The 14,966-nt window shown below is 72.3% G+C and carries 14 protein-coding genes; 3 read left to right on the top strand and 11 right to left on the bottom strand.

Annotated elements, in window-relative coordinates; translation table 11 throughout:
• Window positions 1-349: 349 nt before the first annotated feature.
• Complete coding sequence (locus QFZ58_RS32585; RefSeq protein ID WP_307128461.1) at window positions 350-1,264, top strand: diiron oxygenase; 915 nt, start codon at window positions 350-352, stop codon at window positions 1,262-1,264.
• A 9-nt stretch (window positions 1,265-1,273) separates the two neighbouring features.
• Entirely contained in the window at window positions 1,274-2,923 is a 1,650-nt protein-coding gene (locus tag QFZ58_RS32580; protein WP_307128460.1) for an FAD-dependent oxidoreductase, read from the top strand.
• A 153-nt stretch (window positions 2,924-3,076) separates the two neighbouring features.
• Here the strand turns inward: QFZ58_RS32580 and QFZ58_RS32575 are convergent, their stop codons facing one another.
• From QFZ58_RS32575 to QFZ58_RS32525, 11 genes are read right to left on the bottom strand one after another with little or no spacing between them, the layout of a single operon-like run.
• Window positions 3,077-4,093, bottom strand: coding sequence for an aromatic ring-hydroxylating dioxygenase subunit alpha (locus QFZ58_RS32575; RefSeq protein ID WP_307128459.1), 1,017 nt, complete (start codon window positions 4,091-4,093; stop codon window positions 3,077-3,079).
• A gap of 2 nt (window positions 4,094-4,095) precedes the next feature.
• Window positions 4,096-4,320 (bottom strand): recombinase-like helix-turn-helix domain-containing protein, encoded by a 225-nt coding sequence (locus QFZ58_RS32570; protein ID WP_307128458.1) that lies wholly within the window; start codon window positions 4,318-4,320, stop codon window positions 4,096-4,098.
• 31 nt (window positions 4,321-4,351) lie between these two features.
• A complete protein-coding gene (locus tag QFZ58_RS32565) occupies window positions 4,352-5,287 on the bottom strand; it encodes a PDR/VanB family oxidoreductase (protein WP_307128457.1) in 936 nt (311 codons plus the stop codon).
• 38 nt (window positions 5,288-5,325) lie between these two features.
• On the bottom strand, window positions 5,326-6,954 hold the full coding sequence (locus tag QFZ58_RS32560; RefSeq protein WP_307128456.1) for a thiamine pyrophosphate-binding protein: 1,629 nt from the start codon (window positions 6,952-6,954) through the stop codon (window positions 5,326-5,328).
• A 10-nt stretch (window positions 6,955-6,964) separates the two neighbouring features.
• A complete protein-coding gene (locus tag QFZ58_RS32555) occupies window positions 6,965-7,753 on the bottom strand; it encodes an SDR family oxidoreductase (RefSeq protein ID WP_307128455.1) in 789 nt (262 codons plus the stop codon).
• 19 nt (window positions 7,754-7,772) lie between these two features.
• Complete coding sequence (locus QFZ58_RS32550; protein ID WP_307128454.1) at window positions 7,773-8,528, bottom strand: SDR family oxidoreductase; 756 nt, start codon at window positions 8,526-8,528, stop codon at window positions 7,773-7,775.
• The gene (locus tag QFZ58_RS32545) at window positions 8,521-9,042 is read right to left on the bottom strand and encodes a cupin domain-containing protein (RefSeq protein ID WP_307128453.1); all 522 of its coding nucleotides are present in this window, start codon (window positions 9,040-9,042) and stop codon (window positions 8,521-8,523) included. The genes QFZ58_RS32550 and QFZ58_RS32545 overlap by 8 nt, the downstream gene beginning before the upstream one ends.
• Window positions 9,043-9,052: 10 nt before the next feature.
• On the bottom strand, window positions 9,053-9,853 hold the full coding sequence (locus QFZ58_RS32540; protein WP_307128452.1) for an alpha/beta fold hydrolase: 801 nt from the start codon (window positions 9,851-9,853) through the stop codon (window positions 9,053-9,055).
• The gene (locus QFZ58_RS32535; protein ID WP_307128451.1) at window positions 9,850-10,647 is read right to left on the bottom strand and encodes an aspartate dehydrogenase domain-containing protein; all 798 of its coding nucleotides are present in this window, start codon (window positions 10,645-10,647) and stop codon (window positions 9,850-9,852) included. Before QFZ58_RS32535 ends, QFZ58_RS32540 begins: the two co-directional genes overlap by 4 nt.
• Window positions 10,644-11,588, bottom strand: coding sequence for a VOC family protein (locus QFZ58_RS32530; protein WP_307128450.1), 945 nt, complete (start codon window positions 11,586-11,588; stop codon window positions 10,644-10,646). Before QFZ58_RS32530 ends, QFZ58_RS32535 begins: the two co-directional genes overlap by 4 nt.
• A 50-nt stretch (window positions 11,589-11,638) precedes the next feature.
• Window positions 11,639-13,123 carry an aldehyde dehydrogenase gene (locus QFZ58_RS32525; RefSeq protein ID WP_307128449.1) on the bottom strand — a complete coding sequence of 495 codons (1,485 nt, stop codon included), beginning with the start codon at window positions 13,121-13,123 and terminating at the stop codon, window positions 11,639-11,641.
• Between the two features lie 293 nt (window positions 13,124-13,416).
• On the opposite strand from QFZ58_RS32525, the gene QFZ58_RS32520 reads away from it, so the two are divergent.
• A complete protein-coding gene (locus tag QFZ58_RS32520) occupies window positions 13,417-14,787 on the top strand; it encodes an MFS transporter (RefSeq protein WP_307128448.1) in 1,371 nt (456 codons plus the stop codon).
• The last annotated feature ends 179 nt before the right edge of the window (window positions 14,788-14,966 follow it).

The raw sequence follows: 14,966 nt of genomic DNA, 5'->3' as shown, positions 1-14,966 counted from the left end.
GGTAGGCCCGTCCGGCATCCTTGCTATACCTTGCGTCTAACAAGCCGGGGCGGGGCGCTGCCCCGCAGTGATCCACCGGAGGTGTCGGTCATGGCGGCGAGGCGAACACGAGCAGCACGTTGTGTCAGCAGCGCTGTGTGCGAACGGAGTTGCTCCGCCCCGCCGACAGCGTAGGCACGAACACCCACTCCCCCGGGCCACACACGCGCACGGCGCCCAGGGGCGGCGAACCCGCCCCGGGTGCCTCGCGTCCCGTACGCCCGTGTCAGGCGCCACGGGCCCCGGCGCCCTCACCGGCCCACGTGCCCGCCCCGACGAAGGAACCCCACGCGAACCGAGGAGCCGCACCATGGCAAGCAGCACCGTTCGACCGGATGCCCAGGACCGGCCCGACGAGCACGAAGTGGCCCGCCGTCTGCTCGACTCGGCGGCGACGCTGGCGTACGACCCCGCCACGGAGGTCGACTGGGAGACCCCGCTGGACAAGGACTTCCACGGCGCCAGCCCCGAGTGGAGCACGCTGTACGGCACGGCGTACTGGGAGGAGATGAGCGAGGCCCAGCGCAGGGAACTGACCCGCCACGAAGCCGCGTCGGTGGCCAGCACGGGCATCTGGTTCGAGATGATCCTCCAGCAGATGGTGCTCCGTGACGTCTACGCCAAGGATCCGACGGGCGCCGATGTCCAGTGGGCGCTGACCGAGATAGCCGAGGAGTGCCGGCACTCGATCATGTTCGCCCGCGGGGCGCAGAAGCTGGGAGCGCCCGCCTACCGGCCGCACCGGCTCGCGGTCGAGCTGGGGCGGGCCTTCAAGACGGTCGCCTTCGGGGAGGCGGCGTACGCGGCCATCCTCGTGGCCGAAGAGGTTCTCGACGTCATGCAGCGCGACTGGATGCGCGACGAGCGGGTGGTGCCGTTCGTGCGCACCATCAACAACATCCATGTCGTGGAGGAATCACGGCACATGAAGTTCGCCCGCGCCGAGACGCGCCGGCACCTCGCCAAGGCCGGCCGGGTGCGACGTCACATCCACGCCTTCGTCATCGCGATCGCCTCGTACGTCATCGTCACCAGCATGGTCAACAAGGCCGTCTACGCCGACGCCGGCCTCGACGGGAAGCGTGCCATCGGTGAGGCGAAGGCCAACGAGCACCACAAGGCGATGATGCGCTCGAGCTGTTCGGGGCTCATGGACTTCCTGGCCTCGGCCCGCCTGCTCACCAAGCCGGCGCTGATCTTCTACAAGCGTGCCCACCTGATCTGAGCGGACGACATGACCTACGCCATCACCCAGACGTGCTGCAGCGACGCCACCTGCATCGCGGTGTGCCCCGTCAACTGCATCCATCCGACGCCGGAGGAGGAGGACTTCGGGAGGACGGAGATGCTGTACATCGACCCGAAATCCTGCATCGACTGCGGCGCCTGCGCCGACGCCTGCCCGGTGGACGCGGTCTTCCCGGTGGATAGCCTGACCGGGGCGCAGCAGGAGTACGGACCGATCAACGCGGCCTACTTCGCGGACCGGGAGCCCGAATCCGTCGACCCCGGCCCGAACTTCCACGTGTGGGGCGAACCGGCCTTCGCACGCAGTCTTCCCTCCGACTTCGCGCGGATCCGGGTGGCGGTGGTGGGTACGGGCCCGGCCGGCATGTACGCGGCCGAGGACCTTCTGCTGCACACCGACGCGGAGGTGACGCTGATCGACCGGCTGCCCGTCGCGGGCGGGCTCATACGCTACGGCGTCGCGCCCGACCACCTGTCCACCAAGAAGGCCGGCGACACCTTCGCGAGGTTCCACACGCATCCGCGCGTGCGTATGCACCTCGGACTCGACGTCGGCGTGGACATCACGCCGGAGGAACTCGCCGAGCACCACGACGCGGTCGTCTACGCCGTCGGCGCGTCCACCGGCCGCCGTCTCGGCATCCCGGGCGAGGACCTGACCGGCAGCCTCACCGCCACGACGTTCGTCTCCTGGTACAACGCCCACCCCGAGACCCCGCCCGGCACCGTCGATCCGTCCACGGACCGGGTGGTCGTGGTCGGCAACGGCAACGTCGCACTCGACGCGGCCCGCATCCTGGTCTCGGACCCGGAGACCCTGGCAGGCAGCGACATCGCCGCTCACGCACTCGACGCCCTGCGCTCCGGCGGCGTGCGCGAGGTGGTGCTGCTGGGCCGGCGTGGGCCTCAGGAGGCGGCGTACACGCGGTCGGAACTGCTGGCGCTCAAGCACCTGCCGGGCGTGGAGTTGGTCGTGGACGACCACGACCCGAGGGTCGGCATGTCGATCGACGCGGCGGGCGAGGGTGACAAGGCCGCGGTCCTGCAGGGGGTCACCCGCGAGTCGGTCGACTGGTCGCTCGCACCCGCGCCGGGCCGGCGGATCGTCTTCCGCTTCCACTCCGAAGCCGTGGAGGCGCTGGGCGGACCCGGCGTCCGTGCCGTACGGGTCACGGGCGGCCCGGACCGGCCGGAGATCCCGGCCGGCATGCTGCTGCGGGCCGTCGGCTACCGCGGGACACCGGTCGCCGGACTGCCGTTCGACGAGTCCACGGGAACCGTCCCGCACGAGAGCGGTCGCGTGACGGGGCGGCCGGGGACGTACGTCGTGGGATGGATCAAGCGCGGCCCTTCGGGTGGCATCGGCGCCAACCGCACCTGCGCCGCCGAGACCGTGGGCTCCCTTCTGGCCGACGCCGTCCAGGGCGCGCTGCCCACGCCGCGGTACGAAGCGAAGGCCTTCCGGCGGCTGGTGAGACGGCGTAACCGCGCGGTCGTCGACGCCCGTGGCCTGGCGGCGATCGACCGGGCCGAGCTGGCCCGTGGACGCCAGGACGGCCGGCCCCGGGTCAAGTTCGCGACGGTGGCGGAGCTGGTGGCGGCGTCGAAGGGCAGCCGCTGGAGACTCACTCCCTGAGGCGCCCACGTTCCGGTGCCGCACCGGACGCCGGGACGGCTCCGGTGCGGCACGGCCCCGCCCACGGGTGGGCCGCCCGAACCGCCCGCGCCTGCCCGCTCGTCCGGCGCGGCCCGTCGTGCGCGGCCCGCCCGGCGCGGCCGGGCCCCTGGCTCAGGCGCCGGCCGCCGACTGGGCCTCTGCCGCCGCCCGGTACAGCCTCCGCAGCCGTACCACCCCGAGGTCGTGCTGGTAGAGGTTCTCGCGCTGGTCGGCGTCGGCCGGCATGGCCTCCAGCATCACGCGGTCCTGCTCCAGGACGTCCCAGTGACGCTGCTCGATCACCGTCCGGTACAGGAAACGCCACGACGCGCGCTGCCAGTCCGCGACCCGGCGGTAGCGCCAGAAGAAGACACCGCTGCGCCGCTCGTCCACCGGGCAGACCATGCCGACGATGCCGAACGGCCCGCCGGGGCCGGCCGACGGCGGGTACGGGATGGAGAGGTCGACCCAGTCGACGCCGGTGCGGCAGAGCTCCACCCAGTCGAAGTTGACGCCGCGCTGGTCGGTCTTCTCGAAGAAGTACCCGCGCGCCGTCTCGCGGATGCGGAACTTGGCCGTCGTGTCCCCGTCGGACATCGTGTGCGACTCGTGGTGGAGGAAGGCGCCGTGCATCGGGTCGAGGAGGTTCTCCACGGCGTAGCGCCAGGGGGCGTTCCACTCCGCGTAGCACAGGAACGCGTCCACCTCGGGGTCGGTGAGCGGCTCCGGCAGGGTGAGCTCGACGGGCTCCGGGTGTTCCTCGTCTCCGAAGTAGGCGAGGATCGCGCCCGCGACCTCCCGCACGGGCAGCGAGGTCACCAGCTTCTTGCCCTCCAGGCCGCAGCCTGGCAGCCCGGGGACCGAGGAGACCGTGCCGTCGGGCTCGACCTCGACGCCGTGGTACCAGCAGGCCACCCGGTCACCGAGGTGTTTGCCGAGCGACAGCGGGGCACCGCGGTGCGGGCAGCGGTCGGCGAGCATGGACAGGACGCCGTCGGAGCGGCGGAAGAGCAGCCACTGCTCGCCGAGTGCCGTCACCTTGCGCATCGCGCCGGGGGCGACGTGGTGCGAGGGGACGACGGCGTGCCACTGGTTGCGCAGTCCGGTGGCGTAGATGTGGTCCGCGGTGGCGGAGGACGACAGCGTCATGGTCAGGCTCCCAGTCGGTTCATCTCGGCGCGGAAGGACTCCTCGGTCCACGGTGCGCCGTCGGCGGCGTGGACCTGGCGGGTGTTGAGGCCGCGCACGACGTCGGCCAGTTCGTGTCCCTCGCGCGTGAAGACCTCCTCCAGCGTCGCGGCGAGCTTGTACTCGTACGGGGTCGGCTCGTGCGTACGGGACTGGTGGACGTCCAGGCGGGGCCAGGTGTCGGTCACGGTGTGTCTCCTGAGGGTGCGGAGGAAGGTGTCACAGGTCGAGGACGAGTCGGCCGGAGGCGCACCGCGAGACGCAGATCATCATCGTGGTGCCGGCCGCGCGCTCGGCCTCGCTGAGCAGGAAGTCGCGGTGGTCGGGGGTGCCGTCGAGCACCCTGGTCTCGCAGGAGCCGCAGATGCCTTCGCGGCAGGAGCTCTCCACGGTGAGTCCGGCGCTCTCCGCCGCGTCGATGACGGACGTGCCGGCGCCGACGGTCAGCGTCACACCGGACGTACGGAACTCGACCTCGAACGCCTCGTCGTCGCCGGTGCGTTCCACGGCCGGTGCGCTGAAGCGTTCGAGGCGCAGCCGGTCCTGGGGGCAGCGCTCCTCCACGGCGGCGAGCAGGGGCTCGGGGCCGCAGGAGTACACCAGCGTGCCGGTGGGCAGGTCGGCGAGGGCGGTGTCCAGGTCGATGTGGCCGCGTTCGTCCTGGGGGACGAGGGTGACGTCACCGCCGAGCGCCGCCAGTTCCGGGGTGAACGCCATGGAGGCGCGGCTCCGGCCGCCGTACACCATCCGCCAGGCGGCTCCCCGCCGGGCGGCCTCCCTGGCCATGGCCAGCAGCGGGGTGATCCCGATGCCGCCGGCGACGAACACGTAGCCGGCGGCGTCCTCCAGGGCGAAGTGGTTGCGCGGCTCGGAGACCGTGACCGGCTGCCCGGGGCGCAGCCGGGTGTGGACGTGGCGCGAACCGCCGCGTGACGCGGGCTCGTTGAGCACGCCTATGCGGTAGACGTCCGCGTCGTGCGGGTCGCCGCACAGGCTGTACTGGCGGACCTGGCCGCCGACGTGGACGTCGATGTGGGCGCCGGGCGTCCACGCGGGGAGCGGTTTGCCGTCGGGACGGGCCAGCTCGACGGACAGGACGCCCTCGGCCTCCCATGTCATGCGGCGGACGATCAGGTGCAGCGTGGGGTCACTCATGGCCTGGTGCCTCCTTACCGGCAGTCCGGGTGGCCTGGTCACCGGCCCGGGATCCTCACGGGCGGGGTGAACGGGTTCTTCATCGGGCCGAGCGCCGACAGGTCGACCTCGACGAGCGTCGGCCCGTCCGAGGCGACGGCGTGTGCGAGCACCGGGCCGGCGTGCTCCTCGGCGGCGATGCGGGCGTAGGGCAGGCCGCAGGCGCGGGCGAGGAGCTCGAAGTCGGGAGTGACGAGGTCGACCCCCGAGCGTCGTTCGCTGTAGCGGTCCTGCATGTTGCGCAGGACGCCGTAGCCGCCGTCGTTGAAGACGATCAGAGTCAGGCGGGGCCGCTCCTGGGCCAGGGTGAGGAGCTCGCCGAGGTGGACGGCGAGCCCGCCGTCCCCGGCGATCACGACGGTGGGGGCGCCGGGCCGGGCGAGTGCCGCACCGATACCCATGCCGAGTCCCTGCCCGATGCCCCCGCCCCGGGGGAAGATGTTGTCCCGGGGGTCGTACATCTCCAGAAGCCGGTTGCCCCAGCTGCTGGAGGGGATGGTGACATCGCGGGCGACGACGGCTTCGCGGGGCAGTGCGGCCCGGATCGCGTCGCAGATCGCGGCCTGCGGCCCGATGCCGGTGTGCAGTGCTTCCCGCACCTCGGCCCGTACGGCGGCGACCCGGCCCGCCCAGCCGGGCTCCGCCGTCCCGGCGTGCGGCAACAGACCGGTCAGGACGCCCGCCGCCTCGCCGTGCAGTGCGTGGGCTGCCGGGTAGACACGGCTGAGCGCGGCGGCGTCGATGTCGATCTGGATGTGCGCCCCGGGGAGTTCCAGGGTGTAGTCGGCCGTCTCGTTGGAGCGGAAGTGTGTCCCGACGGTGAGCAGGACGTCCGCGTCGGCGAGCAGCGCGCGCACCGCCGGGGTGGTGGCGAAGTTGCCGATGACCTGCGGGTGGTCCTCGGGGACGGTGCCGCGCCCGGAGTTGGAGGTGAGCAGCCCGGCGCCGGTCGCCTCCAGGAGCAGGGCCAGCTCGTCGCGGGCGGCCGTCGCGCCGCCTCCGGCCCAGACCAGCGGGCGGCGGGCCGAGGCGAGAAGGGCTCCGGCGGCGGAGAGGTCACCGGCTTCGGGGCCGGGGGCCGTACCGGTGGCCGAGGTCCGGGCGGGCTCGTCGGTCTGTGCCGCGTACTGCAGGTCGATGGGCCATTCGACGCTGGCCGGACCACCGGGCGCGGTGAGCGCCGAACGGGCCGCCTCGCGCAGGATGCGGCCCGCCTGCTCCGTGTCCGGCACGCTCGCCGCGTAGGAGGAGACGGCGGTCAGCATGCCGAGCTGGTCCTTGGTCTCGTGGATGAAGCCCCTTCCGCTGCCGAGGAACTGGCTCTCCACCTGGCCGGTGATGTGCAGCACGGAGCTGCCGGCGCTGAGCGATTCGATCAGCGACCCGGCGGCGTTGCCCGCGCCGGTGCCGGTGGAGGTCAGTGCGCAGCCCAGGCCGGAGCGGGCCCGCCCGTAGGCGTCGGCGGCGTTCACCGCGGATGCCTCGTGCCGGACGGGTACGAACCGCAGTTCGCGGTCGACGGCCTCGACGAGCGGCAGGTTGTGCACGCTGACGATGCCGAAGACGGTGTCCACGCCGAGTTCGCGCAGGACGGTGACGAGGAGATCGCCTCCGTTGTCGTGACGCATGGGTGTCTCCTCAGAGGATGGAGCGGCCGACGCCGCCGCAGACGTCGATGCCGGTGCCGGTGATGTAGGAGGCCCGGGGTGAGAGCAGGGTGAGGACCGCGTAGGCGACCTCCTCGGCCCGGCCGAGCCGGCCGAGTGCGATACCCCGGTCGGCGGCCAGTTCCGCCTGCCAGGCTTCGTAGGTCGTGCCGGAGCCGGCGGCGGCGTGACGCCGGGTCCACTGGCCGGTGTCGATGAGTCCGAGGCAGACGGAGTTGACCCTGATGCCGTCGCCGGCCAGTGCGGCCGACAGGGATTTGGAGAGGTTGAGGATGCCGGCGCGCGCGGCGCTCGTGGTGATCAGCCGGGGTTCGGGCTGCTTGGCGAGCACCGCGTTGATGTTGACGACACTCGCCGCGTCGGAGGCGGCGAGATAGGGGCGGGCGGCGTGCACGGGGTTCAGCACCCCGGCGAACTTGAGCTCCAGCTCGTCGCGCCAGTCCTCGGCGGTGGAGTCGTCGAGCCCTTTCATCCGGGACTGGCCGGCGTTGTTGACGAGTCCGTCGACGGAGCCGAACTCCTCGGCGGTGCGCCGCACGAAGTCGCGTACCGCGTCGGCGTCCCGTACGTCGCAGACTCCCGTGAGCAGGCGGTCGTGTCCGGTGCCGAGCCGGGCTGCCGCCCTGGCCAGCCGGTCCGCGTCGCGGCCGCAGGTGGCGACGCGGGCGCCTTCGTCGAGCAGGGCGCGGACCGTGGCCAGGCCGACGCCCGAGCTGCCGCCGGTGACCACGATGGTGCGGTCGGCGAGGCCCAGATCCATAACGCGTTTCTCCTGTGGGTCAGTTCATGGTGAAGCCGCCGTTGACGGCGATCACCTGTCCGGTCAGATAGCTGGATCCGTCGCCGAGCAGGAAGGAGACGATCCCGGTGATGTCGTCGGGCCGCTGGGGCCGCGAGACGGCCCGGTTCAGGCGGTAGAGGTCGTGCCGCTCGGCGGGTACGGTCTCGGTCGCCTCGCACTCGGTGAGGCCGGGGGCCACCGCGTTCACGGTGATCCCCTTGTCGCCGAGCTCGCGTGCCATGGCCCGGGTCAGTGCGATGACCGCGCCCTTGGAGGCGATGTAGTGGGCGAGGCGCGGGGAGCCGTACAGGGCGGCGTCCGAGGCGATGTTGACAATGCGGCCGGGGCCGGAGAAGAGCGGGTACAGGGCCTTGGACACCAGCCAGGGGCTGCGGGCGTTGACCGTCATCAGCCGGTCCCACACCTCGACGTCGATGTCCTGGAACTCCTTGCCGCCGACGCCGTTGGCGAGGGCCGCGTTGTTCACCAGACCGTGCAGGGCGCCCAGCCGGCGCACCGCCTCGGCGAGGGCGTCCACGGAGGCTGGGTCGGCGACGTCGCAGCGGACGAAGTGGGCGTCCAGGCCGTCGGCGAGCAGTTCCGCGACGGCGCGCTCGCCCCGCTCGCGCTCCAGCTCGGCGACGACGACCCGGAAGCCGTCCGCACCCGCCCGGCGGGCCATGGCCAGTCCCAGGCCACGGCCCGCCCCGGTGACGACGACGGTGCGCCGGTCGGCCGGGGGCTGGTCAGCCACGGGTGACGCCGTGCATCGGTGAGTACTCGGGGTAGGTCGGCACCTGCGGCTTCTGCGTGCCGATGACGACGCAGAACAGGGCGTCGGTGTCGCCCTCGTTCTTGAGGGAGCGGGTCACACCGGCCGGGACGACGATCATGTCCCGGTAGCCGAGGGTGCGGTACTCGGCCTCGTCGGGACCTCGGTGGATACCGACCTTGACCTCGCCCTCCAGGACGAAGAAGGCCTCCTCCACGTCGTGGTGGGTGTGGGCCGGGCCCTCGGCGCCGGGGGGCAGCAGCATGTTGGAGAAGGTGAATCCGCCGGACGGGAGGATGCGGCTGTCGCTCTCGTGGTTCCCGGTCGCGCCGGAGCCGACGTAGCGGATCTGGCCGCGGCGGAACTGCGGGCCGGCCTTCTCCTGGAAGGAGAGGGTGTCGAAGTCGGCGACCCGGGACTCCTTGGTGGCGATGAGGGAGTCGGTGTACGCCGACAGGTCGTCGCCGTTGTCGTACGCGGTGGTGTTGAGAGGCATGGGAGGGCTCCTACTCGGGGATGGAGGCGGTGATGCGGAGGTGGGAGAGGACCCAGGCGTTGAAGTGCCCGGGCTGCTCCTGGTTGGCCAGGTGACCGGCGTCCTTGACGATCACGTAGGCGGTCTTGTGGACGGCCCCGGCGATGGCCTGGCTCGCCTCGATGCCGGTGACCGTGTCCTGCTCGCCGCACAGGACGAGGGTGGGTGCGGCGATCGAGGGGAGTTCCGCGCGCAGGTCGGCGGCGGCCATGGACTCGGCGGCGTACGCGTAGCCCGGCAGCCGCACCGAGGACGCCATGGTGTCCACGACCCGGCGCACCAGTGCGTCCGGCGCGCCGGGCGACACCAGGCGCGGGCCGCGGGCCTCGGCGAAGGCGCGCGGGCCGAGCGCGGCGAGCTCGGCGGCCCGGGCCCGCATGCCCTGCGCCTTGGCCGGGTCCGTGCCCGAGCCGGCGCTGGAGTCGGCGACGACGAGCGAGGCGACGAGCTCCGGGTGACGGGCGGCGAGCCGCAGGGCGATCACTCCGCCCCAGGAGACTCCGAGCACGTGGGCGGTGCCGGCGCGCTCGCGGATGACCCGGGCGGCCGCGTCCGCGAAGTCGTCGAGGCCGTAGGGGGTCTCCGGGTCGGCGGACTGCGCGTATCCGGGGGCGTCCCAGGCCACGACCCGTACGTACGAGGAGAGTTCGGCGAGCTGCGGGGCGAACGCGGCCGAGGACGAGCCGATCCCGTGCAGGCACAGCAGCAGGGGGCCCCGGTCGCCGGCCTCCTCGACGTGGAGGGCCGGCCCGGCTTCGGTGCGGGCGCTCACAGGATCTGCCCGGTCCGGCCGGCGAGCGCGGCGAGGCTGCGCAGGACGGCGTACGGAACCACCTGGCTGGTGGCGGGGTTGCCCGGGTCGGGCAGGTGGGCGACCTCGAACCGGTAGGAGCCGTGGGCGCCGGAGGCCTCGATCACATGGCGGGTGTGGTGCGCCGCCGGGTCGGCGACGACCTGGACCCGCACAGCGTCCAGGTCGCCGACGGCCAGCGCGACCGAGGCGGCCACGTTCGTCGACTTGGGGAATTTGACCGGGACCTCGCGGGCGGTGCCGGACATGACCTCGACCGGCCCCGTCGCCGTCCGCATCCGGGTCAGCAACTCCTCTTCCATCCACGGCTGTTCGAGGGTGGAAGGCAGCTTGGTGGTGGTCAGCCGCACCTCGTCCAGCGGGCCGAGGGAGCGAACGGCCTGGAGCAGGTCGAGGCCGCCGACCGCACCGCCGGTGAAGTACACCCGGCCGGGGCCCGCCGCGAGCAGCCGCTTCGCGAGCTCCTCGTCGGTCAGCGCACCGGTGGAGGCGATCAGCAGGTCGGTGCCGGAGGCCAGCACCCGCTCGCCCCACTCCCGTACGACGCCCTGGCCCGCGGCCTCCACGATCAGGTCGCAGGCCTCCAGGGCATGCTCGAAGGAGACCTGCCGGGCCGGCGCGGCCTCGCCGAGCGGGCGGTTGTCGACGATGCACTCGAGCTCGGCGCCCTGTACCCGCCCCTGGGCGAGTGCGCTGCCGACGACCCGGCCGATCGCACCCCAGCCGACGATGCCGACCTTGCGTACGGTGCTCATGCGGTGGCCTCCTGGGCGTCGAGGGGAGCGAGCGGACCGGGGTCCGGTGTGCCCGCCATGTGGCAGCGGATCTCCTTCGACGGCGGGCCGGCCGTCCCCCACAGGTCGGACAGGTCCGGCACCCGTCGCCACACGCGGGCGATCCAGGCGTCCTCGACGATCTGGGCGACCTCGGAGGTGTACTCGCAGACCAGTCCGGACGGGTCGGTGAAGTAGGAGAAGGTGTTGTTGCCCGGCCCGTGCCGGCCGGGGCCCCACTGGGGGGTGATCCCGTGGTGGCGCAGTCGTCCCAGGCCTCGCATGAAGTGGTCGACCGAGGTCATCTCGTACGCCACGTGGTTCAGCGAGGTCCATTCGGCCTGGTTGAACGCGATGCAGTGGTGGTCGGTGTTGCAGCGCAGGAAGGCCATCTGGTGCTCGGACCAGTCGGAGACGCGCAGTCCGAGTACCTCGCTGTAGAAGGTGACGGCGGCGTCGATGTCGGTGGTGTTGAGCACGGCGTGGGTCACCCCGACGGGCACGGCGCCGTCCCTGCCGCGCGGGACGACCGCCTGGACCTGGGCGCTGATCTCGATGAGACGCCCCTCGGGGTCGGTGAAGCGCAGTCCGTAGCCGCCGCCCGCCTGTTCCAGCGGGCCGGGGCCGGCGACGGGGACGATGGCACGTGCTTCGAGGCGCCGCACCGCCTCGTCGACCTCGGCCGGGGTCGCGACGGCGAAGGCGATCCGGCCGAGGCCGACCCGCTCCCGCTCCGCCAGGTGGAGGACGTGGTGCTCGTCGCCGGTGCCGCGCAGCCAGCGCGCGCCGGTGTCGGACTCGACGGTCTCCAGACCCCAGACCTCTTCGTAGAAGTCGGCGGCCTCGGCGAAGGCGGGGGTGTGCAGCTCGACGTACCGCAGCGAGCGGAGCCGGGCGATCGGGCCGGGGGGTGGTTGGTGCATCAGTCTCTCCAGACGGGCGGGCGTACGTACGGGGGTGCGTGCGTGCCGGGTCAGCCGGCCCAGGGCAGCGGGGCGTCGGAGGTGCCCCAGTACAGGGATTTCTGCCGCTGGTAGGCGCGGATCGCGTCGCGGCCCTTCTCCGTACCGAGGCCGCTGTCCTTCCATCCGCTGAACGGGGTGGAGGCGCTGAACTGCTTGTACGTGTTGATCCAGACGGTGCCGGCCTCGATCCGGCGTGCGATCCGCCAGGCGGCTCGCAGGTCCCGGGTCCAGATCCCACAGGCCAGGCCGTAGACGGAGTCGTTGGCCTGGCGGACCAGGTCGTCCTCGTCGTCGTAGGGCAGGGCCACCAGGACGGGGCCGAAGATCTCCTCCTGGCAGGTGCGGGAGGTGTTGGCCAGTCCGTCCAGGACGGTCGGGAGGTAGTACGCCCCGCCCTCGTACCGCTCCCCCGTGGGTGCCGAGCCGCCGCACAGGACCCGCGCGCCCTCCGAGCGGGCGAGGTCGACGTAGGCGGCCACGGAGTCGCGGTGGCGGTGGTGCACCAGCGGGCCGACCTGGGTGCCCTGTTCGGTGCCGGGGCCGACGCGCAGTGCGCGTACGCGCTCGACGAGTTCACCGACGAAGGAGTCGTAGATCCCGCGGGCCACGAAGAGCCGGGAGCCGGCGATGCAGGACTGCCCGCTGGAGGAGAAGATCCCGAACAGCACACCGGCCAGGGCCTGCTCGACGTCGGCGTCGGCGCGCACGATCGTCGGTGACTTGCCGCCGAGCTCCAGGGAGGCGGGGACGAGTTTGTGGGCGGCCGCCGCTGCGATGGACCGCCCGGTCTCGGTGCCGCCGGTGAATCCGATGCGGGTGACGAGGGGGTGGCGCACGATGGCGTCGCCGACCACACGCCCGCTTCCGGGCAGCACCGACAGCAGGGCGGCGGGCAGGCGGAACTCTTCGAGCGCCCGGCTGATCAGCCGGCCGAGGGCGAGGGAGACCAGGGGCGTCCAGGCGGCGGGCTTGAGCAGCACCGCGTTTCCGGCGGCGAGGGCGGGGGCGATCTTCTGTGCGTCGCTGGCGACCGGGGAGTTCCAGGGGTTGATCGCGCCGACGACGCCGACCGGTTCGTGCACGCTCATGGTGACGTAGGGGCCGCGGGACGGTGTGACCGAGTCCTGCGCCGTCTCCAGGGCTGCCGCCATGTAGCGGAAGGTGCCTGCCGCGCTGAGGGCGAGGGCGCGGGTCTCGGTCAGTGTCTTGCCGGTGTCCGCGGTCTGCAGAGCGGAGAGCTCGTCGGCCGCCTGCTCGGTCAGCTCGGCGATGCGGTGCAGCACCCTGGCGCGTTCGTGGGCGAGCAGGTCGCGCCAGGCCGGGTCGGCCACCGCCTTCGCCGCGGCCTCGGCCGCTTCGGCGACCTCGGCGGCGGAGGCCGAGTGCACGGTGGCGAGGACCTGGCCCGTCGCCGGGTCGACGGTGTCGACGGGCTCGCCCGCACCGCGTCGCCACTGGCCCGCGATCAGGATGTCGGTGGGGAACTGGAGCACGGGTGGACCTCCGGGCGAGGCGGCGGGAAGGGCGTGGGCCCCGGATGCGGACACGCTCGGCGTGCTGCCGCCCTCCGGAACTGGTGAAGTGCTAGAAATCTAAGCGCTTAAGTTTCTCGCCGCAAGACCCCGCAGCGAAATCGTTGCCTGATCCGCCTTGAGCTCAGCAGCGACTGCACAGATGATGGGCGTCGGGTTGCCGGGCATACGTTCCTAAGCCCTTAACCATTGACCGCTTAGACAACGGCCCCTACTGTCTCCGCAACTCATCTGTCCGCGGAAGGACCTCCTCCATGACGACTGTGGCCGGCAAGCCCGGGCTCGGCTCCATTGCCGCGCGACTTGAACGACTGCCGCATTCACGCTGGCACGTCAAAGTCCGCTTCCTCATCGGCGCCGTCACCTTTTTCGAGGCGTTCGACCAGCTGCTGGCCGCCTCCGCACTGCCCGTCCTGATGAAGGAATGGCACCTGACGACCGGCCAGGCCACGTTCGCGGTCACCTCGGCCTCCGTCGGGATGCTGCTCGGGGCCTTGGTCGCCGGCTGGCTGGGCGACCGGATCGGCCGTGTGCGGACCGTGGCCCTCGGCGTGGCCGTCACGGGTCTGGCCAGCCTCGCCGTGGCCTTCTCCCACGACATCGGGACGTTCTCGCTGTTCCGGTTCGTGCAGGGGCTGGGCATCGGCGGCGTGGTGCCCGTGGCCGCGACGTACATCAACGAGATCGCCCGCTCCGACAAGCGGGGCCGCTTCGTACTGCTCTACGAAATGATCTTCCCGGCCGGCCTCGCGGCCGCCACCCTGCTCGCAGTGTGGGTGGTCCCCACCTTCGGCTGGCGCGCGATGTTCGTCGTCGGCACGCTCCCGGTACTGATCGCCGCCGCCCTGCCCCGGCAGGTCGCGGAGTCCCCGCGCTGGCTGCTGGCCCGTGGGCGTACGGCAGAGGCGGAGGCGGCCATCTCCCGCATCGAGGCGGAGGTCGCACGCGCCACCGCCGAGGAGCTCCCCCCGCCCTCCCCCGGCACGGACGCACCCGAGGAGACGGTCCGGGGCCGCTTGTCCGAACTGTTCAGGGGGCGGTATCTGCGGCGCACGGCGGTCCTGTCGGGCCTGTGGTTCGTCGCGTACTACGTCAACCACGGCATATCGACCTGGCTGCCGTCGCTCTACACCAAGCAGTTCGGCCTGGATCTCACCACGGCCCTGGTCTACACGCTGCTGAGCAATGTCACCGGTCTGCTCGGCACCTTCGTCGTGGCCCTGCTGATCGACCGGCTCGGCCGCAGGCCGGCGCTGGTCGGCGCGCTCGTCGGCACCGTACTCTCGCTCGGCGTGCTCGCCCTGGCCGGCGCGACGTCGGGCGCCCAGGTCGCACTCTTCGCCTCCTGCACGACCTTCTTCCTGTACGCGATCAACGCGGCGCTCTACCTGTACTCCCCCGAGCTGTACCCCACGGCCAACCGGGCCAGGGGCGCCGCCTTCGGCGGCCTGTGGAACCGGATCGGCGTCATCCTCGGTCCGGTGACGGTCGGAGCGATCATCGGAGCGGGCGGCAGCCTGGCCCTGGTCTTCGCGCAGCTCGCCGCGGTGGCAGCGGTGGGGGCCGTGATCGCGTGGTTCGCCGTCGAGACGAAGGGCAGGACGCTGGAGGAACTCAACTCCTGACGCGGCCGGTGCGCCACCAGGTGACGGGCCGGGGGCGGTCGGCCTAAAAGGGGCGGCCTCGCCCGTACTCTGCCGGAATACCGCCGCCCCGCTGCGGCCGCGCTGTGCGCCGTCGTGGTGGTCCAGGCACCGAGGCGGCGTTCTCCCGGGAGAGGACCTGACGACACGCCCTCCGTCGC

Source organism: Streptomyces sp. B1I3, assembly GCF_030816615.1.
Taxonomy (GTDB): Bacteria; Actinomycetota; Actinomycetes; order Streptomycetales; family Streptomycetaceae; genus Streptomyces.
Note: the sequence above shows the minus strand (reverse complement) of the source record. Positions and strands in the feature narration are given on the sequence as shown.